Annotated in this window: 22 protein-coding genes; 4 read left to right on the top strand and 18 right to left on the bottom strand. The window is 42.6% G+C overall.

Annotation, left to right across the window (positions count from 1 at the left end; genetic code table 11):
* Positions 1 to 8: 8 nt before the first annotated feature.
* From deoA to prfC, 6 genes are all read right to left on the bottom strand, one after another.
* Positions 9 to 1,337 carry a thymidine phosphorylase gene (deoA, locus tag OCV39_RS02955; protein WP_113799166.1) on the bottom strand — a complete coding sequence of 443 codons (1,329 nt, stop codon included), beginning with the start codon at positions 1,335 to 1,337 and terminating at the stop codon, positions 9 to 11.
* 104 nt (positions 1,338 to 1,441) lie between these two features.
* Complete coding sequence (gene deoC / locus OCV39_RS02950) at positions 1,442 to 2,218, bottom strand: deoxyribose-phosphate aldolase (RefSeq protein WP_017054084.1); 777 nt, start codon at positions 2,216 to 2,218, stop codon at positions 1,442 to 1,444.
* A gap of 531 nt (positions 2,219 to 2,749) precedes the next feature.
* The gene (locus OCV39_RS02945) at positions 2,750 to 4,021 is read right to left on the bottom strand and encodes a NupC/NupG family nucleoside CNT transporter (RefSeq protein WP_113799168.1); all 1,272 of its coding nucleotides are present in this window, start codon (positions 4,019 to 4,021) and stop codon (positions 2,750 to 2,752) included.
* Positions 4,022 to 4,225: 204 nt separating this feature from the next.
* On the bottom strand, positions 4,226 to 5,011 hold the full coding sequence (locus tag OCV39_RS02940) for a TatD family hydrolase (RefSeq protein ID WP_261888892.1): 786 nt from the start codon (positions 5,009 to 5,011) through the stop codon (positions 4,226 to 4,228).
* A complete protein-coding gene (locus tag OCV39_RS02935; RefSeq protein WP_171755943.1) occupies positions 5,004 to 5,162 on the bottom strand; it encodes a hypothetical protein in 159 nt (52 codons plus the stop codon). Before OCV39_RS02935 ends, OCV39_RS02940 begins: the two co-directional genes overlap by 8 nt.
* A gap of 217 nt (positions 5,163 to 5,379) precedes the next feature.
* Positions 5,380 to 6,969, bottom strand: a complete 1,590-nt coding sequence (prfC, locus tag OCV39_RS02930; RefSeq protein ID WP_261888891.1) for a peptide chain release factor 3 — start codon at positions 6,967 to 6,969, stop codon at positions 5,380 to 5,382.
* A gap of 257 nt (positions 6,970 to 7,226) precedes the next feature.
* On the opposite strand from prfC, the gene OCV39_RS02925 reads away from it, so the two are divergent.
* Positions 7,227 to 9,281, top strand: coding sequence for a putative bifunctional diguanylate cyclase/phosphodiesterase (locus OCV39_RS02925; RefSeq protein ID WP_261888890.1), 2,055 nt, complete (start codon positions 7,227 to 7,229; stop codon positions 9,279 to 9,281).
* Positions 9,282 to 9,407: 126 nt separating this feature from the next.
* Here OCV39_RS02925 and rimI read toward each other — a convergent pair whose 3' ends face one another.
* From rimI to ubiT, 4 genes are all read right to left on the bottom strand, one after another.
* Positions 9,408 to 9,860, bottom strand: a complete 453-nt coding sequence (gene rimI / locus OCV39_RS02920; RefSeq protein WP_017054090.1) for a ribosomal protein S18-alanine N-acetyltransferase — start codon at positions 9,858 to 9,860, stop codon at positions 9,408 to 9,410.
* Complete coding sequence (locus OCV39_RS02915; protein ID WP_261889462.1) at positions 9,853 to 10,221, bottom strand: DNA polymerase III subunit psi; 369 nt, start codon at positions 10,219 to 10,221, stop codon at positions 9,853 to 9,855. Before OCV39_RS02915 ends, rimI begins: the two co-directional genes overlap by 8 nt.
* A gap of 337 nt (positions 10,222 to 10,558) precedes the next feature.
* Entirely contained in the window at positions 10,559 to 11,062 is a 504-nt protein-coding gene (locus tag OCV39_RS02910; RefSeq protein WP_113799174.1) for a GNAT family N-acetyltransferase, read from the bottom strand.
* On the bottom strand, positions 11,046 to 11,573 hold the full coding sequence (gene ubiT, locus OCV39_RS02905; RefSeq protein ID WP_017054093.1) for a ubiquinone anaerobic biosynthesis accessory factor UbiT: 528 nt from the start codon (positions 11,571 to 11,573) through the stop codon (positions 11,046 to 11,048). The genes OCV39_RS02910 and ubiT overlap by 17 nt, the downstream gene beginning before the upstream one ends.
* Before the next feature lie 192 nt (positions 11,574 to 11,765).
* Between ubiT and OCV39_RS02900 the strand changes: the two genes are divergently transcribed.
* The 3 genes from OCV39_RS02900 to OCV39_RS02890 all read left to right on the top strand — a co-directional run bounded on the left by OCV39_RS02900 (position 11,766) and on the right by OCV39_RS02890 (position 15,849).
* Complete coding sequence (locus tag OCV39_RS02900; RefSeq protein WP_017054094.1) at positions 11,766 to 13,805, top strand: sensor domain-containing protein; 2,040 nt, start codon at positions 11,766 to 11,768, stop codon at positions 13,803 to 13,805.
* Between the two features lie 126 nt (positions 13,806 to 13,931).
* Entirely contained in the window at positions 13,932 to 14,945 is a 1,014-nt protein-coding gene (gene ubiU, locus OCV39_RS02895; RefSeq protein WP_113799176.1) for a ubiquinone anaerobic biosynthesis protein UbiU, read from the top strand.
* Between the two features lie 22 nt (positions 14,946 to 14,967).
* Positions 14,968 to 15,849 (top strand): U32 family peptidase, encoded by an 882-nt coding sequence (locus OCV39_RS02890; RefSeq protein WP_029203528.1) that lies wholly within the window; start codon positions 14,968 to 14,970, stop codon positions 15,847 to 15,849.
* Between the two features lie 72 nt (positions 15,850 to 15,921).
* Here OCV39_RS02890 and OCV39_RS02885 read toward each other — a convergent pair whose 3' ends face one another.
* The 8 genes from OCV39_RS02885 to infB form a co-directional block, all read right to left on the bottom strand.
* Positions 15,922 to 17,274 (bottom strand): MATE family efflux transporter, encoded by a 1,353-nt coding sequence (locus OCV39_RS02885; RefSeq protein WP_261888889.1) that lies wholly within the window; start codon positions 17,272 to 17,274, stop codon positions 15,922 to 15,924.
* A 98-nt stretch (positions 17,275 to 17,372) separates the two neighbouring features.
* Positions 17,373 to 17,783, bottom strand: coding sequence for a MarR family winged helix-turn-helix transcriptional regulator (locus OCV39_RS02880; RefSeq protein ID WP_017054098.1), 411 nt, complete (start codon positions 17,781 to 17,783; stop codon positions 17,373 to 17,375).
* A 103-nt stretch (positions 17,784 to 17,886) separates the two neighbouring features.
* Positions 17,887 to 18,825 (bottom strand): lipoprotein NlpI, encoded by a 939-nt coding sequence (gene nlpI, locus OCV39_RS02875; RefSeq protein WP_171755941.1) that lies wholly within the window; start codon positions 18,823 to 18,825, stop codon positions 17,887 to 17,889.
* A 112-nt stretch (positions 18,826 to 18,937) separates the two neighbouring features.
* Positions 18,938 to 21,061 carry a polyribonucleotide nucleotidyltransferase gene (pnp, locus tag OCV39_RS02870; RefSeq protein ID WP_113799182.1) on the bottom strand — a complete coding sequence of 708 codons (2,124 nt, stop codon included), beginning with the start codon at positions 21,059 to 21,061 and terminating at the stop codon, positions 18,938 to 18,940.
* Positions 21,062 to 21,381: 320 nt separating this feature from the next.
* Positions 21,382 to 21,651, bottom strand: a complete 270-nt coding sequence (gene rpsO, locus OCV39_RS02865) for a 30S ribosomal protein S15 (protein WP_017054101.1) — start codon at positions 21,649 to 21,651, stop codon at positions 21,382 to 21,384.
* 230 nt (positions 21,652 to 21,881) lie between these two features.
* Positions 21,882 to 22,835, bottom strand: coding sequence for a tRNA pseudouridine(55) synthase TruB (gene truB, locus OCV39_RS02860; RefSeq protein ID WP_113799184.1), 954 nt, complete (start codon positions 22,833 to 22,835; stop codon positions 21,882 to 21,884).
* Positions 22,835 to 23,266: a 30S ribosome-binding factor RbfA gene (rbfA, locus tag OCV39_RS02855; protein ID WP_017054103.1), complete on the bottom strand. Its 432-nt coding sequence runs from the start codon at positions 23,264 to 23,266 to the stop codon at positions 22,835 to 22,837. Before rbfA ends, truB begins: the two co-directional genes overlap by 1 nt.
* A gap of 100 nt (positions 23,267 to 23,366) precedes the next feature.
* The gene (gene infB, locus OCV39_RS02850) at positions 23,367 to 26,057 is read right to left on the bottom strand and encodes a translation initiation factor IF-2 (protein WP_261888888.1); all 2,691 of its coding nucleotides are present in this window, start codon (positions 26,055 to 26,057) and stop codon (positions 23,367 to 23,369) included.
* Positions 26,058 to 26,069 lie beyond the last annotated feature (12 nt).

Raw genomic sequence — 26,069 nt, 5'->3', positions numbered from 1 at the left:
ACCAAATGTTATACGTCTTCAGAACGAATCTGACGGTACACATCTGGAGTTGCTTCGTAAGTGCCACCCACAACAATAGCACTTTGCAGCGCTTTCGCCGCTTCTTGCCATTGCTCTTCTGTGCGGGCATGAATAATTGCTAGTGGCTTATCACTGCTTGCTGTTTCGCCTAAACGAATGAACCCATCAAAGCCTACTGCATAATCGATGCTGTCTGTAGCCACGCGACGACCGCCGCCCATTCCTACAACAGCCATACCAATTGCACGCGTATCCATTGCTGAAACAATGCCACTTTCAAGTGCGTACACTGGTTTAATAATTTCTGCTTTCTCTAGGTAGTTATCGTAGTTTTCTACGAAGTCTGCTGGGCCACCAAGGCCTGCAACCATTTTACCAAAGCACTCTGCCGCTTTTCCGTTATCCAGAACTTCCATCAACTTAGCGCGAGCTTCATCTGAATCTTTCGCAAGATTGCCCAGCACTAACATTTCAGCACATGATGCTAAAGTGATGTTCAGAAGACGAGAGTTACGGTATTCGCCAGTCAAGAATTGAACCGCTTCACGAACTTCAACAGCATTACCTGCAGAAGACGCTAATACTTGGTTCATATCCGTTAGAATCGCCGTTGTTTTGGTGCCTGCACCATTTGCAACAGCAACAATAGAACGAGCGAGATCTTCAGATGCTTCATAAGTTGGCATGAATGCGCCTGAACCTACTTTTACATCCATTACTAGCGAATCAAGGCCTGCAGCCAATTTCTTAGAAAGAATTGAAGCTGTGATAAGTGAGATGTTATCAACCGTCGCAGTAATATCACGAGTCGCGTAAACACGTTTATCAGCAGGGGCTAGATCACCAGTTTGACCAATAATAGCCACACCCGCGTCTTTGGTTACTTGTCCAAATACGTCGTTAGTTGGTGTGATATTGTAACCAGGAATTGATTCTAGTTTATCAAGAGTACCACCAGTGTGACCAAGGCCTCGGCCAGAGATCATTGGTACAAAACCACCACATGCTGCCACCATAGGGCCAAGCATTAGAGAAGTTACGTCACCAACACCACCAGTAGAGTGTTTATCGACAATTGGACCACCAAAATTCATGTGAGACCAATCGATAACCATGCCTGAATCACGCATTGCACAGGTAAGTGCGATACGTTCTGGCATCGTCATTTCATTGAAAAAGATCGCCATTGCGAATGCAGCGATTTGGCCTTCAGATACAGTATTCTTTGCAACTCCTTGAATGAAGAAGTTGATTTCTTCAGTAGTAAGAACTTCGTTGTCGCGTTTTTTACGGATGATTTCTTGTGGTAAATACATTAGTGCCTCCCCGACTCTTTGCTAGAGTTTTGGGTTTGTAGGATAAGAGACAAGATGGAGTGACAATGATTCATCACTCACTCCATCTTAGTTAGAATTAAGGATTAGTAAGCTGCAGGATCTGCAGTTTCGTCCGTCACTTCTAATGTATTCAGTAGGTTTGTTAGTAGGCTTGAAGCACCAAAACGGTAGTGCATGTTATCAGCCCACTCACCACCAAGAAGCTCATCAGCCATACCTAGGTATAGCGCAGCATCTTCAGCAGTACGAACACCACCAGCAGGTTTGAAACCAACTGTTTTTGCTACGCCCATGTCACGAATAACTTCTAGCATCATGCGTGCGTATTCTGGTGTCGCATTTTCAGGCACTTTACCTGTTGAAGTTTTAATGAAGTTAGCACCTGCTTCGATACAGATTTTAGATGCTTTCTTGATTAATGCTTCTTCTTTTAGTTCACCTGTTTCGATGATCACTTTAAGCGTGATATCACCACATGCTTCTTTACATTGCTTAACAAGCTCAAAGCCGACTTCTTCGTTACCAGCCATTAGGGCACGGTATGGGAATACTACGTCAACTTCGTCTGCACCGTAAGCAACAGCAGCTTTTGTTTCCGCAACCGCGATAGCGATATCATCGTTACCGTGTGGGAAGTTTGTTACCGTTGCAATACGTACTTCTGGTGTACCTTGCTCGCGTAGCGTTTTCTTAGCAATAGGAATAAAACGAGGGTAGATACAGATTGCTGCGGTGTTACCCACTGCAGTTTTCGCGTCATGACATAACGAAATCACTTTTGCATCAGTGTCGTCGTCATTCAACGTAGTTAGGTCCATAAGTTTTAGTGCACGTAGAGCTGCTGCTTTTAAATCGCTCATTTCTATCTCCGATCAATATATTCAAATAGTCAACTACCTTGCCCCTACCTAGTATAGATAGGAATAATAATTTTGCTCAGTAGTCACAAATGAACGGACTTGGTTCCCTGAAGACTTGATAACACACCCCGTATTATCAATTGCTATCCTTGTCACCGCACAGTACCAGTTTGGTCTATGGCACAACAATTCAGTCATGTTGTGTCTAACATGTATAAGTTTAGCTATATTCCTAGGCTAATTAAAGCGCTTAAGCCAACAAGAGAATCCTATCTCTATGGTTTATACATTATAGATTTCTATAAAAAAATGTAGTGCTCCTTAGAACGCAAACGGTTTGTATCTCAAAATACTTTAGAAAAGCCCCCTATTTAACCAAATCTGTAGAAAACAAACGCTTCCTAATTCTGTCAAATAGGTGTGGCTCTCTTCTTCCGTTTTTACAAAAAAAAAGCCCCGCAGCAATTTCTTGCTACGGGGCTCTATTTAAATGGCGTCTATATAGTTATTGATTAACTAAACTATATGGACTTAAAAAGCCATAAGTGTAATGAAGAAACCAGCAATTGTTGCAGCCATTAGGTTAGATAGAGTACCTGCTGCTACCGCTTTCACACCCATCTTAGCGATGTCGTGACGACGGTTAGGAGCAATACCACCTAGACCACCTAGTAGAATCGCAATAGAAGAAAGGTTTGCGAAACCACATAGAGCGAACGAGATAATTGCTTGAGTTTTCTCAGACATTACTTTACCAGTCTCTGCTACTAGTTGAGCGTTATCGCCAACGTAAGGAACAAAGTTTAGGTATGCAACGAATTCGTTAACTACCGTTTTCTGACCAATGAAAGTACCAGCGATTGTCGCTTCTTCCCATGGAACACCGATAACGAATGCTAGAGGTGCGAAGATCCAACCTAGAATAAGTTCTAGAGTTAGCTCAGGCATACCAATCCAACCACCGATGCCGCCCAACATACCGTTGATTAGCGCGATTAGACCGATGAATGCTAGTAGCATTGCACCAACGTTAAGAGCAAGTTGAAGACCAACAGAAGCACCGCCAGCAGCTGCATCGATAACGTTAGCAGGCTTGTCGTCGCCACCGTCGATGTCAGTACCTAGGTTCTCATCTGGAGTGTCAGTTTCAGGCTTGATGATTTTAGCAAACAGTAGACCACCAGGTGCAGCCATGAATGATGCCGCTACAAGGTACTCTAGTGGAACACCCATTGAAGCGTAACCAGCAAGTACACCACCAGCAACAGAAGCTAGACCACCACACATTACTGCGAATAGTTCAGACTGTGTCATTTTTGGAACAAACGGACGCACAACAAGAGGTGCTTCAGTTTGACCAACGAAGATGTTAGCCGCAGCAGACATAGATTCCGCACGAGACGTACCTAATGCTTTTTGCAGACCGCCACCAAGAACTTTGATTACTATTTGCATCGCACCAATGTAGTAAAGTACAGAGATAAGTGCAGAGAAGAAAATCAGCGTTGGTAGAACTTGGAACGCGAAGATGAATCCGATACCGTCAACTGAGAAGTTAACTAGGCTACCAAATAGGAAACCTGTACCGTCTTTACCGTAATCGATCACGTTTGCAACACCAGCAGAGAAACCTGCTAGAAGATCGCGACCCCAAGGTACATAAAGAACGAATGCACCGATAATAAATTGGATAGCAAAAGCACCACCCACTGTTCTGATATTGATAGCTTTGCGGTTATCTGATAGTAGGACTGCAATTGCAATTAAAACTACCATGCCGACTAGGCTCATAAACAGGCTCATAGTTTATGACTTCCTTATAAGTTGTGTATTGGCGTGTAACAAAATGGAACTAAAAAGCGGGGGCAATTATACTCACGCCCTCAGAAATAAAGTAATGCCGACCTCACACTTTCTTATAAGATTCATAAGTCATTCACCCGCATATGTGACAAAGATCACCAATAAGTGATAACTTTCTCATCAAGGGAACATTTTGTTTCGATTTTATTCACACATAGCAAAGAGAGAATGGCTATTTTCCCACACTTGAGAGGCAACCGTTTGCTCTGTCTCTTTTCTAATCAAAACCAACTCATCAAAAATGTTAATCACGTTTTTAGGGTGGTTTGCACGGCCTTGGCACCCATTTATTGGCATATCTGGAGCATCCGTTTCTAGTACCAGTGAGGTTAATGGTAAGCATGCAATCGCTTGCCTAGTTTTATTCGCTCGTGGGTATGTGATGACACCGCCAACGCCGATATAGAATCCTAACGCGACAAAATCCATCGCTTGCTGATAGCTTCCAGAAAAGCCGTGCAGTACCCCTCCTTTCCCTGGTCTATGGATCTTCAGTAGCTGAATCATTCTATTGTGAGCTTTTCGACAATGGAGAATAAGTGGTAATTTCATTAAGTTCGCCAGCTGAATTTGACGGATAAAGAACGCTTCTTGCTGTTGATGATCAATATCAATGGCGAAATCTAAACCGCACTCTCCTATCGCCACGCATTTTATCGGTGACACCTGTAACTCTCTCTCTAACTCATCTATATCTTCTATTAAATAGTCATTCAAAAAGTAAGGATGAAAACCTAAGGCATAGCTGATCTCATCATGTTGTATAGATAAGCGCTGAATCTCTGCCCAATTCTTCATTCCAATTGACGGAATGAGAATTTTCTCTACGCCTTGGTTTTTAGCCGCTTCAAGTTCATCACTAAAATGCTGTCGGAAGGGTTCAAAATCAAAGTGGCAGTGAGTGTCAAATAGCCGAATCGAATCATTCATTCGTTGACTCTCTTTTCATTGATTCTTCATTATTTTCACGTTTTGGCTCTTCTTTATATGGAACACAACTGCGCCTTTGCTCTGGAGTTAATCCCATAGATTGACACCAAAGATCATAACGAGCCACCCACCCTCGTAGCCATTTGATCATATTACTTCTCCGTGTAGCATGGTTATTTGGCACTCAGTTATACAGGCTCAGCTATAAAGGCTCAGTCATAAGAACTCGGTAATCAGAGCGTATGAATAGAAATAAATGCCAAAGTACAAAAGATTAGATTGAACGCATAAAAAACGCCTATTGATTTAACAATAGGCGTTTTACATGTTCGAACCAATAATTATCGCTAACTATCGATCAAATCAGATTAGTGTTCACGAGTCGCTCTGAACTGAACGTCAGGGAAACGTTCTGACGCAAGGTTAAGGTTCACCATCGTTGGAGCAACATAAGATAGGTTATCGCCACCATCCAATGCTAAATTACTTTGGTTCTTACGCTTAAACTCTTCAAGCATCTTCGCATCACTACACTCAATCCAACGCGCTGTTGCAACGTTGACACCTTCGTAGATAGCTTCAACGTTATATTCCGCTTTCAAACGAGCCACAACAACATCAAACTGAAGAACACCAACCGCGCCCACAATAAGATCGTTATTTTGCAGTGGACGAAATACCTGTACCGCGCCCTCTTCCGAAAGTTGAACTAAACCTTTCAATAGCTGTTTCTGCTTTAGAGGATCTCTTAAGCGAATACGACGGAACAATTCAGGGGCGAAATTCGGAATACCTGCAAACTTCAAGTTTTCGCCTTGCGTGAAAGTATCACCGATTTGAATCGTGCCATGGTTATGTAAGCCAATAATATCGCCCGCATACGCCGTTTCAGCACGAGTACGATCGCCCGCCATGAAGGTTACCGCATCTGAAATACTGACATTTTTACCGGTACGAACATGGTTCATCTTCATACCTTGGTTGTAAGTTCCCGATACGATACGCATGAAAGCAATACGGTCACGGTGTTTTGGATCCATATTCGCTTGAATTTTAAATACAAAACCAGAGAATTTTTCCTCGGTTGCCACAACATCACGCTCATTTGCTTTGCGAGTTTGTGGGGCAGGTGCCCATTTAGTTAGGCCATCCAACATATGGTCAACACCAAAGTTACCTAATGCCGTACCGAAGTAAACTGGCGTTAACTCACCAGCAAGGAAAAGCTCGTGATCAAACTCAGGACATGCTCCAATAACAAGTTCTAATTCATCACGTACACTTGCAGCAAGATCTTCACCGACAGCAATATCAAGCTCAGGGTTATCTAGACCTTTAATGATACGAACCTCTTGGATCTCATGACCGTGGCCTGATTCATATAAGATCGTCTCATCACGATGAATGTGATACACACCTTTAAACTCTTTACCACAACCGATAGGCCATGAGATAGGTGCACAAGCCATGCCTAATTCGCTTTCGACTTCATCTAACACTTCCATTGGATCACGAACATCGCGGTCCAATTTGTTCATGAACGTCACGATAGGCGTATCACGTAGGCGAGTAACTTCCATTAATTTACGCGTACGATCTTCGACACCTTTAGCGGCATCAATAACCATCAAGCATGAATCAACAGCAGTCAGTGTACGGTAAGTATCTTCCGAGAAATCTTCGTGTCCAGGAGTATCAAGTAGGTTAACGAGGCAGTCGTTGTAAGGAAACTGCATCACAGAGGTAGTAACCGAAATACCACGCTCTTTTTCCATCTCCATCCAGTCGGATTTAGCGTGTTGGTTAGAGCCACGACCTTTTACCGTACCCGCTTTTTGAATAGCGTTTCCGAATAAGAGTACTTTTTCAGTAATAGTGGTTTTACCCGCATCCGGGTGCGAGATAATAGCGAAGGTTCTACGTTTAGACACTTCACCGATAAACGGAGTATTTGACATTAATGTAATCTTCTTTGGGCTAACATGTATCCATCAGGGCAGATTGCACTCTGGATTAGCGATATGAATCAATTTTGCGCGTATTTTCCCCTATATTTGCGTTCGGGGCAAATTTGTCTGCATTCACAATAAAAAGCGGTAAACCACGTGGTATCATGCCCTAGATAACAAAATCTTCAAGAAAACAAATAACCTATAAAAATATAGATGAAATTGAGCTATAACTTAATAAGTGATGAGATTGAGTTGGGTATACCTTGAAAGCAAAAAAAGTACATTCTCTGGCATTTAAACAAGCAAAAACCGTCTTTTTAGTCTCAGTCGTTTTGGGGCTGTTTTTTAGTTTCTATTACATTTTAGTCGATTTGCACCAAGAGCAACAACGCATCGAAGAGCACTACCAATTCAAATTGCTCCAGAACTACTCTAACGCAAGCCAAGCCGCCTACCACTTAAATCATCTCTTAGCAGAACAAGTGGCATCCAGCCTTATGATGGATCCTGCCATTTTTAATGTAAAAATTATTGACGATTTTGGCGATATTCTCACAATCAAAGATAAACAAGTCGTCAGCCAGGGTAGCCTTTCGGAACTCTTGTCTGATTATTTAACCCCGACCTCAACCCATTACATAACGGCATTACATCAGCCAAACTCTGAGGTTATCGTCGGCTCACTTAGTTTCTCAATTAATGGCACGAGCATCGCACAAGACTTCATCGCAAAATCCTCACGAATCTTACTTTTCGATTTGATCCGAAACGTACTTCTAACCATTATCCTACTGATTTTTTTCTACTATAAATTGTCGAAACCTATCGTAACTCTCATTGAATGGGTTCAATCTCTGCAGGATAAAAACAAGGCTCAACCGCTACCAACAAAAGACAGAAATGATGAGCTGAGCCGCCTCGCGACGTCATTCCATGATTTATGGCAAGACAGAGAAAAAGCAGAAGGCAAGCTCAATCAACTCGCATACTATGATTCATTAACAGGATTAGCGAATCGTAGCTTGTTACTTCAAACTCTAAGCTCAACCATTACCGATTCCGCAAAAACGCGTACCAGCGGCGTACTGTTTTATCTTGATTTAGACCGCTTCAAAACCATCAATGACTCATTAGGTCATACGATTGGGGATCATTTAATCAAAGCCATTGCACTTCGTATTGATGCTTGGCTAAAGCCCGGCTACGTTGCGGCGAGAATTGGTGGTGATGAATTTGCCATCTTAGTCCCTGACCTCACTTCAAAAGAAGCAACCAATGTCGCCAAACAGTTACTTTCTCTGATCTCCAACCCGTACTCAATCGACGATCATCAACTCTATTGTACCGTGAGTATCGGAATATCGGTTTTCCCTTCCGTCGATAGCACCAGTATTGATGTGTTAAGGCAAGCCGACACTGCGCTATACCGAGCGAAAGTCGCGGGTAGAAACAATTACATGTTCTATGAGCCAGAGATGCAGGCGCAGGTAGAATCCTTTTTGGAGATTGAGAAAGGGCTACATGAGGCGCTAAACAAGCATCAACTGGAGCTTTACTACCAACCGCAAGTCAATCAACATCAGCAGATCATTGGCGTAGAAGCACTCATTCGTTGGAATCACCCAGAAAAAGGGGTACTCCCTCCCGGGATATTCATGCCGATTGCCGAAGAGACAGGGCAAATTTTACAAATTGGCGACTGGATCATTGAGCAGGCTTGTTACCAATACGCCGCATGGAAAAAAGAAGGGGTTCTTCCTCCAACATTTAAGCGCCTAGCCATCAACATCAGTCCGCTCCAATTCTCACAAGAATCATTTGTCGATCATATCTTCGATGCTCTAGCGCAAGCAGGGATTAGTGGTCAACATATCGAATTAGAGATAACAGAGAGTTTGCTGCTAGAGAACATTGAAGGCGCCATCAAGAAAATGGCCGAATTGAAAGAGCGAGATATACAAATATCGATAGATGACTTTGGGACTGGTTACTCTTCATTGCGCTATCTTAAACACTTAGCGGTCGATGTTTTAAAAATAGATCGATCTTTTGTGACTCAACTGCATTTAGATGAAAGCGATCAAGCCCTTGTTGATACCATCATTATGACCGCAAGACGGTTGAATCTAGAAGTCATTGCTGAAGGTGTTGAAGAAGTCCTTGAGCTCAATTCGCTTAAAGATCTGGGCTGTACACAGTTCCAAGGTTACTTATTTGATAAACCACTGCCAGCAAAAGAGATCGCCATCAAGCTAAAAAACAGCCCTTATAATATTGAAACCGCGGTTAACCAAGCCGCTTTAGTTAAAACAAGTTAACGATATCTTGAAGACTTGCTGCTTATTACTCGACATAATAAGCAGCAAACCCATTCAATTAAGTTATCGTCGAACTAAGACGATGTTTAGTATTAGCGGTTTTCTCAATGAAGAGCCTAGAGCTCGCTAAAAAGAGAAGAATAAATAACTCATGATAATCGCGTCTTCTTTTCCATTAGCGCTTGGGTAGTAGTTATAGCGCCTATCGACCTCATTAAAACCGAGCGACTCGTATAACTGAAACGCTTTGAGGTTACTTTCTCGAACTTCAAGCCAGATGCTTTCAGCGTTAGATTCTTCACACGCCTTAATGAATGCCTCCATCAAGATACGCCCGTAACCTTTACCCTGCTTATCAGGTGCTATCGCGATATTCAGTAATGTCACTTCACCCACAATATTTTGCGAGTAAAAGTACCCCACCAACTCTTCATTCACCCACAAACCATGATGATTTCCACCTCGGCTGTCGAGATCATTAATATTAGATTGCGCCCAAGGGTGAGAATGTGCACTTTGTTCGATATTCCAAACATCATTGAGATGTTCAGGTCGAAGTTTGATTAATTGATTAGTCATAAGAACAGATCTGCTGCCATAAATCTCGTCGGTGTTGAACATTGCCATCTATTTCAGATAACAAAGGTGAGTTAAGTACTTTTTTAACCTGAACTTCGTCAGAAGTCTCGCAGCCAGCAAACCATACCCATTCAAGTTGATTTTCACCTAGTTGAGATAGTTGTGACGGTTGAATGAACAACGCCTGATCAAGCCGTAAATGAATACTTTTTAAAACGCGCTCAAACATCGTCACGATCTCTCCACTTGGTGGCATCGGTGAGATAAGTAATAACTTGCATGAGTCAGGAAGTTCTAAATCTACAGGCTGATAGCCTTCAAACATTTTAGGGTCAGCCAAAACCCACTGGCTTATGCCCATTTCTTGTAAGTAGCAAGCTTGTCGAAATTGGCTTTGTTGTTTAGATTCCGTAAGTTGTTGATATTGAGAAAGTTGTTGACATTGCATAGGTTGGGGTTGCATAAGTTGCTGTGATTGCATAAATAATTGGGATTGCGTAATCAGTTGATACATAGCGATTTAATCAGGCCCATGGCTAAAAATATCTATCAATTCAGAGACGTTAAGTACTTATAAGAAGCACAACATGATAATCAGGATAAGGCGTTCTCAACAAGCATAACGCTGATGGCATAAAAAACAAAGGAACGATATCGCTCCTTTATTTCTTAATCTAACTGAACGACGGCGTTGAGCCCTACAACTCAGAAAATTCAGGGCTATATTCAATTAAACCTGAATGATTTTGAAAACAACCATCCACGAGTTCAATGGCCTGAAACGCCCCCTCAGGCACATCCCAAATGCAGTTAAAGTTGAATATATCGGCATTTTTAAAACCAAATTTTTGATAAAAAGCTGGGTCTCCCAAAACAACGCACCCTGGATAACCAAAATCAACTAGAGATACAAATGCTTCCTTAATCAAAGAGGTAGCAATTCCTTGATTTTGATATTCACTTTTAACACACAAAGGAGCAAGCCCTTGCCAGTTGTGATCTTCACCATCAACCTGGACCGGGCTGAACATGACATGGCCGATAATCTCTCCATCATCAGAACACGCCACTAAAGATAACGTCAAACGGCTATTTTCACGAAGCTTCATCACCAAGTTGGCTTCAGCTTCAGTCTCAAATGCAGATTTAACTAAACGATCAATCGTTAATATATCTGCTGGAGCTTCAGTTCGAATAAGCATTTATAACCTCATTTTGTGTAGACGGTGATTGTACGCCCTTATGCACAAAATCAGCTAATTGATTTACAAATAATTGCAGCGGTTTAGGTAACAACTCCAGATCCACGCTATCCATTAAATTCTTAACTTCTAGGCCTAATTCTGTATCCCCTTCAATGCTTAATCGACGTTGGAAAAAGAGCGTATCGGGATCCTCTTTTCGTCCTACAATTAGAATAAGATCATTCAAGTTGCCACTAAAACTGACATCTTCTTGCTCTGAAGTCTCTGATACTACAAGTTTTTCATCTTGGTAACTGATATGCCAACTAAGGTTCATATCCTTAATTGATACTTTTAACCATTTATCTTCAAGGAACTCAAAATCACCGTCTTCAAGCGCTTCGTGAAAAACCGTTTTCAACCCTTCTAGCAAGGCTTTTTTTTGTACAGTTTGAGGCAATAAGTGGACTGGAGATCGCAAAATTGATGCTGCGTTTTGAACTAGTTGGGTGCGAATCTTGTTAATCACGCTATTTATCCGTTACTTTGTAAGAAGAATATCTCATCATAATGGATGAGATTGAATGGATTCCTGTTATGAGTCAAGAAACATCGCGTTGACATGTTTCACATCGATAGAATCACAGTTATAGTTAGTGTATTACGAATATTTCACTCATTGTGTAAAAAATAAGCCCAGTGGAGAATCGGTAGTAAATTGATGTCATCCCAGCAGTTACAACATTGGTTCGCAAAACTAACGTCAAACAGTCCGTTCTTTTTTGCCATATTGGATGATCAGCACAACTACTGCATGGTCAATGATCGCTATTGCGATATTTCAGGACTTAGCCAAACCGAACTGGTTGGTATGAGTGATTCACAGATCCTCGGAGAGCAGTTTTACCAGCACTTACAGCCTTACTATGAAAGAGCGTTTGCTGGAGAAGTCATTGAAGCCGAAATTACTCTCAATGAGACGGATTTAGAGACCAGTCTGCATTTTTCATTGTCTCCCGTTCATAATGACAAGAAAATCGACCATGTAATCTTTCATGCTACTGATACGTCTGAAAAACAGATCCTCATTCGCTCCCTCGAAGAGTCCGAAAATAAATTTTCTAAGTTAACTCAGCTACTCCCCGATGGGCTTTTGTTAGTTGAAGATGACTGCATTTTGTCCGCGAACCCAGCCGCAGCACGATTGCTCGGTTTCAATTCAGCGAACGAGTTATTAGGTGAAGAGCTCGGGCGCCTATTTATCGATGTTAATACAAAAACCGTCTTTAATACGAAATTAGGCTCACTGCTTTCAGAGAAACCGTTTGTCTGCTTAACAGGATCTCGTTGCGGGTTTGAGAGAAAACTCCAACTCAATGCAGACTCGACTCTCATTTTAGGTAGCGCTTCACAAATCGTATTAATTCAAGATGCCGAAGACGCACCAAAACCACTGTCTAGCACCGTCAATGAAGATGCTCATATCGATTCACTGACCAATCTTTATAACCGTTTTGGCTTTACCAAGCGTTTAGAGCAGTTCATCCACACCAAAACACCACTTGTGATGCTGTATCTTGATATTGATAACTTTAAAAACATCAATGACTCTCTAGGTCACCACATTGGTGATAAAGTCATCAAAGAGGTCTCTTCAAGGTTAAAACGATTACTGCCTAAACAAGCGGTTCTGGGGCATTTAGGTGGTGATGAGTTTGGGATTATTCTGCCTGAACCTGAAAATAATCGTATGGCTGAATCACTTTCTGAACGCATTATATCCATTATTAATCAGCCCTTCGATCTGCACCACTTCAGCAAGCGTTTAGCCTGTTCTATTGGCAGCGTTGCCTCTCCACAAGATGGCAACGATGCTCGGATCTTATTGCAAAATGCCGATACCGCAATGTATGAGGCAAAAGATCGCGGCCGTAATCGACTCATTAAGTTTAATGACCAGATGAACAAAGAAGCTCGAATGAGGCTTTGGCTAGAGATTGAACTGCAAAAAGCACTGCAACAAAACGGATTAGAAGTTTGGTACCAACCTAAAGTGAATGCACGCGATTTCAGCATCAATGGCGCTGAAGCTCTAGTTCGCTGGAAACACCCTGTTGAAGGCTACATCAGCCCGGCCGCCTTTATCCCTGTAGCAGAACGAGCAGGTTTAATTGAGCACCTTGGCCGAGTTGTGATGCGCGATGTATTTACCACAGTAAAACGCTGGAAGCTTCAAGGTATTCTACCTGGCAGAGTGGCGATTAACCTATCTCCAGAGCAATTTGGTAATCCGAAATTGATCGATTACATGGAGAAGTTACTCAGAACCACAGAGTTAGATCCAAGTTGCATTACATTTGAGCTAACAGAAAGCGCCGTAATGAGTGATAGCGACCACACTCTTCAAATGCTAAATGCGATCAAAAAACTGGGCTTCGCCTTATCAATTGATGATTTTGGTACTGGCTATTCATCACTCTCCTATTTGGCTAGATTCCCTCTTGATGAGCTCAAAATTGATCGTGCTTTCATCACTGATATTGATACGCTACCCAAGCAGATCACGGTAATTGAAAATATCATTAATTTGGGTAAGTCACTCAATTTAACCGTGGTAGCAGAAGGTGTTGAAACTCATCAGCAAGCAACGCTACTCTCAAATCTTAATTGCAACTCAATTCAAGGCTTCCACTTTCATCGACCTCAACCGAAACAAGAAGTCGAAGAGCTATTTGCCCAAAATCGCCGACACAAAAATTAGCCCTGTAAGTAATCCTTATGGGGTAAATACGACTTTATTCACGTAAACCTGCCTCACATCAAATTTGCCATTCATATTTCTTCATAAAATGCGGGTACTCTTATTTAGATATCTGGTAGTGAGCAAATGGAACTCCTATGTCCGGCAGGTAACCTTCCTGCTTTAAAAACAGCCATCGATTGCGGTGCTGATGCCGTATACATTGGTTTTAAAGATGACACCAATGCTCGTCATTTTGCTGGTTTAAATTTTACGGGCAAGAAGCTCGATCGCGCCGTGCAATATGTTCACGATCACAATAAAAAAATCCATGTGGCGCTTAATACGTTTGCCCATCCAAATGGTTTTGAACGTTGGACCAACGCCGTCGATAACGCCGCAGACTTAGGTGTCGATGCACTGATCGTTGCTGATATAGCCGTACTCGATTATGCAGCAAATAAATACCCTGATTTAGAACTGCATTTATCCGTACAAGCATCAGCCACCAACGTTGCTGCTGTCGATTTTTACCATCAAAATTTCAATGTAAAGCGCGTTGTATTACCTCGCGTGCTATCGATTCATCAAGTCAAACAGTTATCTCGAAATATCACCAGTGATGTCGAGTTAGAAGTATTTGCATTCGGTAGTTTGTGCATTATGTCTGAAGGCCGTTGTTACCTCTCTTCATACATGACAGGCGAATCTCCAAACACCGTTGGAGCCTGTTCTCCCGCTAAATATGTTCGCTGGCAAGAAACCGATGGCGGTCTTGAGTCTCGCCTTAATGAGATCTTAATAGATAAGTATTCAGCCGGTGAAAACGCAGGTTACCCAACATTGTGCAAAGGCCGTTTTGAAGCGGATATTGACGGTGAAAGAAAACGTTATCACGCTCTTGAAGAACCAACCAGTTTGAACACCCTCTCAATGCTTCCAGAGCTATTTGCCGCAAATGTGGCTTCAGTGAAAATTGAAGGACGCCAACGTAGTCCCGCTTATGTTGAACAAGTCACACGAACTTGGCGCGCTGCCATTGATCGCTACCTTGCAGACCCAGAAGGTTACCAAGTTGAGCAAGCGTGGAATGCAACATTAGCGAACGTTTCTGAAGGCACCCAGACCACTCTTGGTGCTTACCACCGTAAATGGCAGTAGAGAATAAACAATGGATAACACGATGAAATACGCCCTTGGTCCATTACTTTATTTTTGGCCAAAACAGAATGTAGAAGATTTTTACGCGCAGGCACAATCCAGTTCAGCCGATATCATCTATTTAGGAGAATCGGTGTGCTCAAAACGCCGTGAAATGAAGCTAAAAAACTGGTTTGAGATTGCAAAAGAGCTGTCGGCATCTGGCAAGCAAGTTGTTCTGTCTACCATGGCACTTCTTGAAGCGCCGAGCGAAGTCAGCATTTTAAAGAAATACATCGATAATGGTGACTTTGCGATAGAGGCCAACGATGTTTCTGCTATTCAGCTTGCCTACGAACACAAAGTGCCTTTCGTTGTTGGCCCTGCGGTTAATGCTTACAACGCTCAAACACTGAACCTTTTCCTTAAACAGGGGATGACTCGTTGGTGCATGCCTGTTGAACTATCTCGTGAATGGTTAAGCAATGTAATGACTCAGTGTGAGTCTTTGAACATTCGTAATAAGTTTGAAGTCGAAGTCTTTAGCCATGGCTACCTACCTCTGGCTTATTCTGCTCGCTGCTTTACCGCTAGAGCCGAGAACAAAGCCAAAGATGATTGCGAGACATGCTGCATCAAATACCCAACAGGGCTTCAAGTTGATAGCCAAGAAGGACAATCAGTATTTAACTTGAATGGCATTCAAACTCAATCTGGTTACTGTTATAACTTGATTAATGATTTACCTAGTATGCAAGGATTAGTCGATGTGGTTCGCCTGAGCCCTCTCGGTCTTGATACGTTCTCAGAAGTCGATCGCTTCAGAGCGAATGAATCTGGTACGCAACCCAAGATAATTCAGAGCCATCAGTGTAATGGTTACTGGCATCAACTTGCGGGTTTAGAAGTCAAACAGATAGACTAAAACGATAAAAAGAGCGACTAGAATGTCGCTCTTTTTATATCCAGCAATCAACCAGCCGCATACATTATTGCATCAATTCGCCAGTACTTGGTGGTTGGACTCTATATCTTGTTGACTAGATAGCCTTTTAATATCTTTAACCATCATGATAATAACCACAATACTCAATGCTATATTGGATAGAGGGTAAGCAATCCACACCCCCGTCAGTCCAATCATTTTTGGCAATAAATACAAAAATGGCAGTTGAATTAGCATGTTACCTACAGTCACAAACATTGCTTTCCCACCACGGTTTATCGCTTGGTAATAAGCACCTGCAACCACAAGAAAACCATCTAAGAATAGAGCGAATAAATGTAAACGGATCCCTAGCACGGCATTATCAATCAACTCCGAATCTTGTGAGTTAAAAACCGATATCGCTTCATAAGGGAAGATATTTAATAGAATAATAAACAGCACTCCGCCCACAATAGACGTTATCATCGCAACGTTAAGTAACTGCTTAATATTATGGTTATTTTTAGCACCGTGATTATAGCTAACCAGCGGTTGCATCCCATTAGCAATCCCCTCTACTGTTAAGTAGTAAACCGTTACGATATATCCCAAAATCGCATATGATCCAATGATCAACGTATTACCGTACTGAGTAAATAGTGCATTATGTAACGCCACCATCATAGACCCGTATGCGTACATAAAAAAGCTTGAAACACCGATAGCAAACAGTTGAGGTACATAGTTCAAACGTAATACTAAACAGCGCCTAGTGAGCCGCAGTTTTGCTCGAGAAGAGAAAAAGTATCCTACTCCTAATACTGTTACGATCATTTGAGCAATGCCTGTCGCCAACGCCGCTCCAGTTAACTCCCATTTGAGCCACACAATAAAAACGTAATCAAGAGCGATATTGATGACAGCACCAATGATCATCAATACCGTAGCAAGGTTAGGGCTATCGTCATTACGCAATAAAAATGGCAGTGCAATAGAACCTAACGAGAAGACACTCGCAAAAATCAAAACATGTAAATACTGCAAACCAAGCTCTAATACGCGCCCTTCCGCTCCTTGCACTAATAGGAAAGCATCTGAAAAGTACCACAGTAAGATGGATACCACTGGTGCTAAACCTGCCAATAAAATCAAGCCAGTCGCCAGTACTTGTTTTGCGCTTTCGCTGTTTTGCTCACCTTGTTTGATCGATGATAACGCACCAGTCCCGACCCCAATCATCATTCCGAGACCAAGAATGCACCCAATAACAGGCCAAGCGACATTAATACCAGCAAGCCCTTCAGCGCCCATGTAGCGACCAATAAAAATACCATCAACAACTTGGTACAACCCATTGACGAGCATCGCAGCAACGGTAGGAATGGTATAGCGCCAAAACTGGCGATAAATAGAATTTGTCATAATCTCTTTTTCATTAGCTATTTGTGCATTTAGTTATCTGTAAACTTAGTCATCCATAAATTTAGTTATCAAGGCTAACTAAATGGGTAAATTCAATCTTATTTCAACGCTTTTTTCAGAAGCTCATTTAACTGCTGAGCTTCAATTTCCGTCAGACCCTTCATCAAACGATCCGACATTAATTCATAGACTTTACTTTCCAACGAAAGGTTGTCAGTAGCTAAAGGCGTTAGGCCAACCCGTTTAGAACGGGCATCTTCGGGGCATGGTTTCCGCTCCACTAGCCCTTTACGCTCTAATCGTTTCACCATATTCGTTGCCGATGGTTTCGTGACTTGCATCTCGGCTGCTAAATCGGTCAAGCGAATCAGTTCAGGGGCAGCTTGAATGACTTTGAGGTAGTCATACTCATTGAAACTGAGCTGAGCAATCGGATCTTCCTTACTGTGCACTCTCCAAATTTTCGCTGAAAATCGCTCTAGCTCTTCTAGGTGGTGATTTAAACTCATGTATCGCTCATTTTAGTTAGCAAGGCTAACTAGTTTACTATTTGAGTGTTTTAAAAGCAAAAAAAACCGCCTCGTGGACGGTTTTCTTTCAATTATTATGCGGCTATTGCGTTACTACTTCGCTTTTCTCTGAACTTTCACTCATTTTTTTAGCGTTGGTTTCGGCTAAACGCTGAGCTTTCACCTCTTCAAAAATCCGTCCAAGCTCTAAAAATGAGTAACGATGCTCCACATACTCAAACACATTAAATGACAGGGCTAACTTATAGAGAGAGACGGCATTAGCATAGTCACCGACTAGCTGATAACGCTTACCCAAATAAAAATAGACTTCGGTGAGTCGTTGCGCTAGCAGTGTGTTGTCACGGCTACTTGTTAGCACGGCTTTGAATGCTTGCTCTTCCGTAATTTTATCCAGAGTCAATGCCACTAACACCCAGCCCCAGCTTTCATCTTTCGATTCATAGCGTGCTAATAGCGCTTGTTGCGCTTCAATAGGGTCAAGTTCGTATTGAATTATATACAACCACAAGGCACGAAATGGATCGCTGGGATCATCCTGATAATGCTTGGTCATATCTTCAAATGCTAAATCAATACGATCACCATAATAGAGTGCAATCGCTCGGTTTCTTTCAGCATAAGAGTTAGAGGGATCAAGCTCTAACGTTGAATCAAAAGCTTCATATGCGGCATCAAACTCACCAACTTGAGTAAAGTACACTCCCAATAGGTTGAAGATGTCAGGCTGAGCAGGCTCTAATGCTAGAGATTGATTAAAGTCTAAACGAGCAAGATCTCGCAACCCAACGCTATCGTAGTAATTCCCCCGTTCATAAAACATCTTGGCGCGAACTTCATCTTTAAGATCAGAACGCTGCAACAATTGAGTCAAACGAGCAATTTGTACTTCTTGCTTAATTGTCGATTGAAGAGGCACTGCCATCGGTGGATAGATCCACTGACTTGACTGCTTTGTTGTTGATGAACATCCAGTCAATACCAGCATTATGCATAGACTAGCGGTTTGAAACCATTTCACAAATAGATACTCCTGTTAAACCCGCATGAAAAAGGGGAGCGATATCGCTCCCCTTTATAACATGCTTTGAGACTTATAGGCTAATAAACCCTAAGCTCATCACCTTAAGCAATTAAGCTTCAGGTGCAGCGTTTTCTTCAGCTGCAGGCTGTTCTACTGCTTCTTTCATGCTTAGACGTACACGGCCTTGACGGTCGATTTCAAGAACTTTAACTTGAACTTCTTGACCTTCAGTTAGGTAGTCAGACACTTTCTCGATACGCTTGTCAGCGATTTGAGAGATGTGTACTAGACCATCTTTACCAGGAAGAATCGTTACGAATGCACCGAAATCAGCTAGACGAGCAACTTTACCCGTGTAGATAGTACCCACTTCAACTTCAGCAGTCAGAGACTTAATGCGGTTGATTGCGTCTTCAGCTTGTTCGCCAGAAGTTGCAGCAATTTTAACTGTACCGTCATCTTCGATTTCGATAGTTGTGCCAGTTTCTTCACAAAGAGCGCGAATAACCGCACCGCCTTTACCGATAACATCACGGATCTTATCAGTGTTGATTTTCATTGTGTGGATACGTGGAGCAAACTCAGAGATATCTTCACGAGCGCCAGAGATTGCTTCGTCCATTACAGTAAGGATGTGCTTACGCGCACCTTGTGCTTGGTTTAGAGCGATCTGCATGATCTCTTTAGTGATACCTTCAATTTTGATATCCATTTGAAGAGCAGTAATACCGTCGTTAGTACCCGCAACTTTAAAGTCCATGTCACCTAGGTGATCTTCGTCGCCAAGGATGTCAGAAAGAACAACGAAATCATCGCCTTCTTTAACAAGACCCATCGCGATACCAGCAACAGATGCTTTGATTGGAACACCAGCATCCATAAGTGCTAGAGAAGTACCACATACAGAAGCCATTGAAGATGAACCGTTAGATTCAGTGATTTCCGATACAACACGTACTGTGTATGGGAATTCTTCAATTGAAGGCATAACTGCTTGGATACCACGTTTCGCTAGCTTACCGTGACCAATTTCACGACGCTTAGGAGAACCAACAAAACCAGTTTCGCCTACACAGTATGGAGGGAAGTTGTAGTGTAGAAGGAAGTGATCTTTCTTCTCACCCATTAGGCTATCGATGATTTGAGCATCACGTTGTGTACCAAGTGTTGCCGTAACAAGCGCTTGAGTTTCACCACGAGTAAATAGAGAAGAACCGTGAGTACGTGGAAGAACACCAGTACGTACGTCTAACGCACGAACCATGTCTTTTTCACGACCATCAATACGTGGGTTACCAGCAATGATGCGGCTACGTACTACGTTTTTCTCTAGAGAACCAAGCATGCCGCGAATTTCACGTTCATTTAGTTCTTCATCTTGAGCTAGAAGCGCTTCAACTGCTTCAGTTTTGATTGCGCCAACTTGCTCGTAACGTGCCATTTTTTCAGTGATTTGGTACGCTTCAGAAAGACGAGTTTCTGCAAGTTCAGCAACTTTAGCTTTAAGCTCTGCGTTTACTTCTGGAGCAGTCCAATCCCAAGATGGCGTCGCTACTTCAGCAGCGAACTCGTTGATTGCTTTAATAACAACTTGTTGTTGGTCGTGACCGTAAACAACAGCAGAAAGCATTTCTTCTTCAGATAGGTTATCCGCTTCAGATTCAACCATTAGAACAGCGCCTTCAGTACCAGACACAACTAGGTCCAGTTTAGAGTTTTCAAGCTCTGTGTTTGAAGGGTTAAGTACTAGTTGACCGTCGATGTGACCAACACGTGCAGCACCGATAGGACCATTGAATGGAACACCAGCGATAGAAAGTGCAGCAGACGTTGCGATCATAGTGATCATGTCTGGGTTTACGTCAGGGTTGATAGAAACAACCGTAGCGATAACTTGAACTTCGTTTTTAAACGCACTTGGGAAAAGTGGACGAATTGGACGGTCAATAAGACGAGCGGTTAGTGTTTCAGCTTCAGAAGGACGACCTTCACGCTTGAAGAAACCACCAGGAATTTTACCAGCAGCGTAAGTACGCTCTTGGTAGTTAACTGTTAGCGGGAAGAAATCTTGACCTGCTACTGCTTCTTTTTTTGCTACTACAGAAACGAATACTGAAGTATCGTCCATTGTTGCCATTACAGCAGCGGTAGCTTGGCGTGCCATTACGCCTGTTTCTAGAGTTACGGTGTGGTTACCGTACTGAAATGATTTTACGACTGGATTCGCGAACATTTGATTTCCTTACTCTAAACTCATATGAGATTTAGAATGATTAAATGAATACTCAAAGCAATACTAATCGCGACTAGTACAAATTGACTTCGAAAAAGATAATTTGTAATAGTCGCGACCAATTGGTCGACTTCGGTGACTGTAAAGCGATGAGTTAGATTAATATGTGAAACAACATAACGTTATTTCAACGAGGCATAGTATAAACTATTTTTAATTAGAGAGGTATTTCAAGCGGTAAAAAATACTGGGGTTTCAGGCACAAAAAAAGGAGCGATAAACGCTCCCCTTTCTTCAAACTGTCTTTGTAGACATCGCTATTAGCGACGTAGACCTAGACGCTTGATAAGATCTTGGTAACGAGTAAGGTTTTTGCCTTTCAAGTAGTCAAGAAGTTTACGACGGCTAGAAACCATACGTAGCAGACCGCGACGGCTGTGGTGGTCGTGGATGTGCGTTTTGAAGTGACCTTGAAGGTGGTTGATAGAAGCAGTAAGTAGTGCTACTTGTACTTCTGGTGAACCAGTATCGTTTTCACATTGTGCGTATTCTGCAACGATTGCTGCTTTAGTTTCTGCATTCAGAGACATAATTCTCTCCTGATAAGAGTAAGTTTATAATTTGTAACAGCCAATCTCTGATTCAGCTGCTACGCGAGGGGCGGATTATACGGGGGCTAAAGTTTAAACACAAGATATTTGGAAGCAAATAACGTGCAATTTACGATTCTCTTCCCCCTCAAATCAATCTAAGCAAAAGCAGCATATAAAAAAACCGAAGCCAAATGACCTCGGTTTTAAAATATCAATTTAAGCGCAGTCTATGCTTGCGGCTCTTCTTCTCTGAAAACAACCAAGCGCTTAGGTGCGACACGGCCATCATCATCAATTTCAGCAACCCCAATAAAGAGTTTCTCTTCACCGCTCGTCATTCGTACAACACCTTCCGAAGGTGCGCCTGAGACTTGAACTTGCATACCGTGCTGAACGAGATCTGTCAGCTCTGCATTCATGTTCACTTCTGGTAAGTCTTCAACCGCAGTATCCATTGGCATTAGCAGTGGATCAAGTAGCTCTTTCGGTGCGATGTCTTGCTCTTTCGCTTGCTCTAACAGTTCATTTAACTGCTCAAGAGTCACCATTTTCTCGTAAGGATATTTTGCAACACCAGTACGACGCAAATACTTAACGTGGGCACCACAACCTAGCATCTCCCCAAGGTCATCCGTAATCGTACGGATATATGTCCCTTTCGAGCAATGCACTTCCATCTCAACTTCATCACCTTCAAAACGAAGCAACTCAATTGAGTAGACTGTGATCTTACGAGATTCACGCGGAACCTCGATACCTGCACGCGCATATTCATATAAAGGCTTACCTTGATATTTCAATGCAGAGAACATTGATGGTATCTGATCAGTTTCACCTTTGAAGGTCTCGATACAGCTCTCAAGTTGCTCTTGAGTCACGTTTACATCACGAGTTTCTACCACTTCACCATCAGAATCAGAGGTATTGGTACGCTCACCAAGCTTAGCGATCACCACGTAGCGTTTATCAGAATCTAAAAGAAACTGAGAAAACTTCGTCGCCTCACCAAGACAGATAGGCAACATGCCCGTCGCAAGAGGATCAAGTGCGCCGGTATGGCCCGCTTTCTCAGCAAAATAAATACGCTTTACTTTCTGCAGCGCATCATTAGATGAAATTCCAGTTGGTTTATCCAAAAGGATCACACCATTAATTGGACGACCTTTACGACGACGAGCCATTACTCTTCACCTTTCTGCTCAGATTCATCTTTCTGTTCAGCTTCGTCTTCACGACCTGATTCAACTTGCTTGCGCTTATCTTCACTTAGAACTTCGCTTACTAAGTTAGACATACGCATACCTTCAACAAGCGTGTTGTCGTAAGTAAAGCGAACTTCAGGTGTTAAACGATGGCGAATACGCTTACCTAGCATCATTCGAACAGGAACTTCATGCTCTTTAAGTGCTGCTAAGCTTGATTCTGGTGTTTGCTCACCCACACATAAGAAAGTAACGAATACTTTTGCGTAAGCAAGATCACGTGATACTTCAACATCTGAAATGGTAACCATACCAATGCGTGAATCACGCACTTCACGTTGAAGGATAAGAGCGAGCTCTTTTTGTAGTTGTTGCGACACACGTTGTGTGCGGCTAAATTCTTTTGACATTTCTTTTCTCACTATAGAAAGAATGGGGGGCTATCAGCCCCCCATGGTGTATTCAACAACCGTATCACTTACCTTTTTGGCAAGTTAATAACTTTGTCAATTAGTCGAGAGTACGTTGAATTTCAACGATTTCGAATACTTCGATTTGGTCACCAACGCGAACATCATTGTAGTTCTTAACGCCGATACCACATTCGTAGCCATTCTTAACTTCTTGAACATCGTCTTTAAAGCGACGTAGTGACTCTAGCTCACCTTCGTAGATAACAACATTTTCACGTAGTACACGAATTGGGTTGCTACGCTTAATTGTACCTTCAGTAACCATACAACCAGCAATCGCACCAAGTTTAGGCGATTTAAATACGTCACGTACTTGTGCAAGACCGATGATTTCTTGTTTGAACTCAGGTGCAAGCATGCCGCCCATTGCTTGTTTCACTTCGTCAATCAGTTGGTAAATGATTGAGTAGTAACGCAAGTCTAGGTTTTCATTTTCAACAGTACGACGAGCCGTTGCATCAGCACGTACGTTGAAGCCTAAGATGATTGCGTTTGAAGCCGCTGCTAGCGTTGCATCAGTTTCAGTAATACCACCAACACCAGAACCTACGATGTTAACTTTAACTTCGTCAGTTGATAGTTTACGTAGTGAATCAGCAATTGCTTCAACAGAACCTTGAACATCCGCTTTAAGTACAACGTTACATTCAGCAACTTCACCAGCTTCCATGTTCGCAAACATGTTTTCTAGTTTCGCTTTCTGTTGACGTGCAAGTTTAACATCACGGAATTTACCTTGACGGTAGTTTGCAACTTCACGAGCTTTACGCTCATCACGTACAACTGTCGCTTCGTCACCAGATGCAGGAACGCCAGAAAGACCTAGAATTTCTACTGGGATAGATGGACCCGCTTCAGAGATCTCTTGACCATTTTCATCGCGCATTGCACGAACACGGCCGTACTCTTGACCACAAAGAACGATATCGCCTTTGTTTAGAGTACCAGATTGAACAAGAACAGTAGCAACTGGGCCACGGCCTTTATCTAGACGAGATTCAACAACAACACCTGATGCCATACCTTCTTTAACCGCAGTTAATTCAAGTACTTCAGATTGAAGAAGAATAGACTCTAGAAGACCATCGATGTTTGTACCTTGCTTAGCAGAGATATGTACAAAGATGTTCTCGCCGCCCCACTCCTCAGGAATAACGTCGTATTGAGCAAGCTCATTTTTAACGTTATCAGGGTTAGCGCCTTCTTTATCGATTTTGTTTACCGCAACAATCAGAGGTACACCAGCCGCTTTTGCGTGTTGGATAGCTTCGATTGTTTGTGGCATAACACCATCATCGGCAGCAACTACAAGTACTACGATATCTGTCGCTTGAGCACCACGAGCACGCATAGCAGTAAACGCCGCGTGTCCAGGAGTATCAAGGAAAGTGATCATACCGTTGTCAGTTTCAACGTGGTATGCACCAATGTGCTGTGTAATACCGCCAGCTTCCGCGTCAGCAACGTGTGCACGACGGATGTAATCCAGTGTAGATGTTTTACCGTGGTCAACGTGACCCATGATAGTAACAACAGGAGCACGACCTTCTAGAGCAGCATCGTTATCACGATCAGACAGTACTGCTTCTTCTAGTTCATTCTCTTTACGAAGAATAACTTTGTGGCCCATTTCTTCGGCAACAAGAGAAGCCGTTTCTTGGTCGATAACTTGGTTGATAGTCGCCATAGCGCCCATCTTCATCATTACCTTAATAACTTCAGTTGCTTTTACTGACATTTTGTTTGCCAGTTCAGAAACAACAACAGTTTCGCCAATAACAACATCTTGCTTAGCAACAGCTGCGCTCTTATCAAAGCCGTGTTGCATTGATGTAGGCTTAGCCATTTGATCTCTGCGGTTGTTACGACCGCCACGTTGGTTATTACGACCACCGCGTTTGTTCGCATCCGCTGGCGCTTTCTTCTTACGACGGCGAGGTGCTTTCTCTTCTTTTTGGTCGGCAGCATCTTCTGCTTCACGAGCATAAGTCGAAGTCGTAATATGATAATCCGCAGATTTCTCAAGTTCTTTCTTCTTCTTCTCTTCTTCAGACCAGCGTTCTTGGTTCTCTTCCGCAAGCTTGCGAGCTTCTTCAACTAGCTTCGCTGCTTCTTGCTCAGCTTTACGCTGCGCTTCTTCTTCCTGACGACGTTTTAGATCATCAGCTTCTTTTTTTGCTTGCGTGTTTACATCAGAATTCTTTGCGTTCATGTCTTTTTTAGCCTTTTCAGCTTGTACGCGTTTCGCTTTTTCTTCCGCTTCACGTTTTGCTTCCGCTTCACGTTTTGCTTTATTTTCAGCGTCGCGTTGTGCTTTGTTTGCAGCTTCACGTTGTGCTAGCTCTTCAGCTTCGCGTTTTGCTAGCTCTTCAGCTTCACGATTAGCCGCATCCTCAGCTTCACGTTTTGCATCGTCTTCGATAGCGCTGCGTTTTACGTAAGTACGCTTCTTACGTACTTCTACTTGAACATCCTTGCTCTTGCCGCCACTAGCAGCAACACTTAGTGTACTACGAGTTTTACGCTGGAGTGTTAAGCGAGTCGGTTCTGTTTCACCAGAAGTATCACCATGTTCTTTCTTAAGATGCATGAGAAGTTGTTGCTTCTCTGTATCAGAAACTTGGTCATTACCTGCTTTTTTCATTCCAGCATCAGCAAGTTGTTCTAATAAGCGGTCAACTGGAGTACCAATTTCTTCACTCAGTGCTTTAACTGTTAAATCTGTCATACCGCTCTCTCC

Source organism: Vibrio cortegadensis (genome assembly GCF_024347395.1).
GTDB classification, from domain to species: domain Bacteria; phylum Pseudomonadota; class Gammaproteobacteria; order Enterobacterales; family Vibrionaceae; genus Vibrio; species Vibrio cortegadensis.
Note: the sequence above shows the minus strand (reverse complement) of the source record. Positions and strands in the feature narration are given on the sequence as shown.

Excerpts from the sequence above, each read along its gene's own strand:
- rpsO (WP_017054101.1), bottom strand. The coding sequence starts at position 21,651 with ATGTCTCTGAATGCAGAAACTAAAGCAGCAATCGTTGCAGAATACGCA.
- OCV39_RS02940 (WP_261888892.1), bottom strand. The coding sequence starts at position 5,011 with ATGAATGATTCGATTCGGCTATTTGACACTCACTGCCACTTTGATTTT.
- ubiU (WP_113799176.1), top strand. The coding sequence starts at position 13,932 with ATGGAACTCCTATGTCCGGCAGGTAACCTTCCTGCTTTAAAAACAGCC.
- prfC (WP_261888891.1), bottom strand. The coding sequence starts at position 6,969 with ATGTCAAATACTCCGTTTATCGGTGAAGTGTCTAAACGTAGAACCTTC.
- OCV39_RS02885 (WP_261888889.1), bottom strand. The coding sequence starts at position 17,274 with ATGACAAATTCTATTTATCGCCAGTTTTGGCGCTATACCATTCCTACC.
- rimI (WP_017054090.1), bottom strand. The coding sequence starts at position 9,860 with ATGACTAATCAATTAATCAAACTTCGACCTGAACATCTCAATGATGTT.
- OCV39_RS02910 (WP_113799174.1), bottom strand. The coding sequence starts at position 11,062 with ATGCTTATTCGAACTGAAGCTCCAGCAGATATATTAACGATTGATCGT.
- deoC (WP_017054084.1), bottom strand. The coding sequence starts at position 2,218 with ATGAGCGATTTAAAAGCAGCAGCTCTACGTGCACTAAAACTTATGGAC.
- pnp (WP_113799182.1), bottom strand. The coding sequence starts at position 21,061 with ATGTTCGCGAATCCAGTCGTAAAATCATTTCAGTACGGTAACCACACC.
- infB (WP_261888888.1), bottom strand. The coding sequence starts at position 26,057 with ATGACAGATTTAACAGTTAAAGCACTGAGTGAAGAAATTGGTACTCCA.
- OCV39_RS02945 (WP_113799168.1), bottom strand. The coding sequence starts at position 4,021 with ATGAGCCTGTTTATGAGCCTAGTCGGCATGGTAGTTTTAATTGCAATT.
- rbfA (WP_017054103.1), bottom strand. The coding sequence starts at position 23,266 with ATGTCAAAAGAATTTAGCCGCACACAACGTGTGTCGCAACAACTACAA.
- OCV39_RS02890 (WP_029203528.1), top strand. The coding sequence starts at position 14,968 with ATGAAATACGCCCTTGGTCCATTACTTTATTTTTGGCCAAAACAGAAT.
- deoA (WP_113799166.1), bottom strand. The coding sequence starts at position 1,337 with ATGTATTTACCACAAGAAATCATCCGTAAAAAACGCGACAACGAAGTT.
- OCV39_RS02915 (WP_261889462.1), bottom strand. The coding sequence starts at position 10,221 with ATGGGCATAAGCCAGTGGGTTTTGGCTGACCCTAAAATGTTTGAAGGC.
- OCV39_RS02935 (WP_171755943.1), bottom strand. The coding sequence starts at position 5,162 with ATGATCAAATGGCTACGAGGGTGGGTGGCTCGTTATGATCTTTGGTGT.
- truB (WP_113799184.1), bottom strand. The coding sequence starts at position 22,835 with ATGGCTCGTCGTCGTAAAGGTCGTCCAATTAATGGTGTGATCCTTTTG.
- OCV39_RS02880 (WP_017054098.1), bottom strand. The coding sequence starts at position 17,783 with ATGAGTTTAAATCACCACCTAGAAGAGCTAGAGCGATTTTCAGCGAAA.
- OCV39_RS02900 (WP_017054094.1), top strand. The coding sequence starts at position 11,766 with ATGTCATCCCAGCAGTTACAACATTGGTTCGCAAAACTAACGTCAAAC.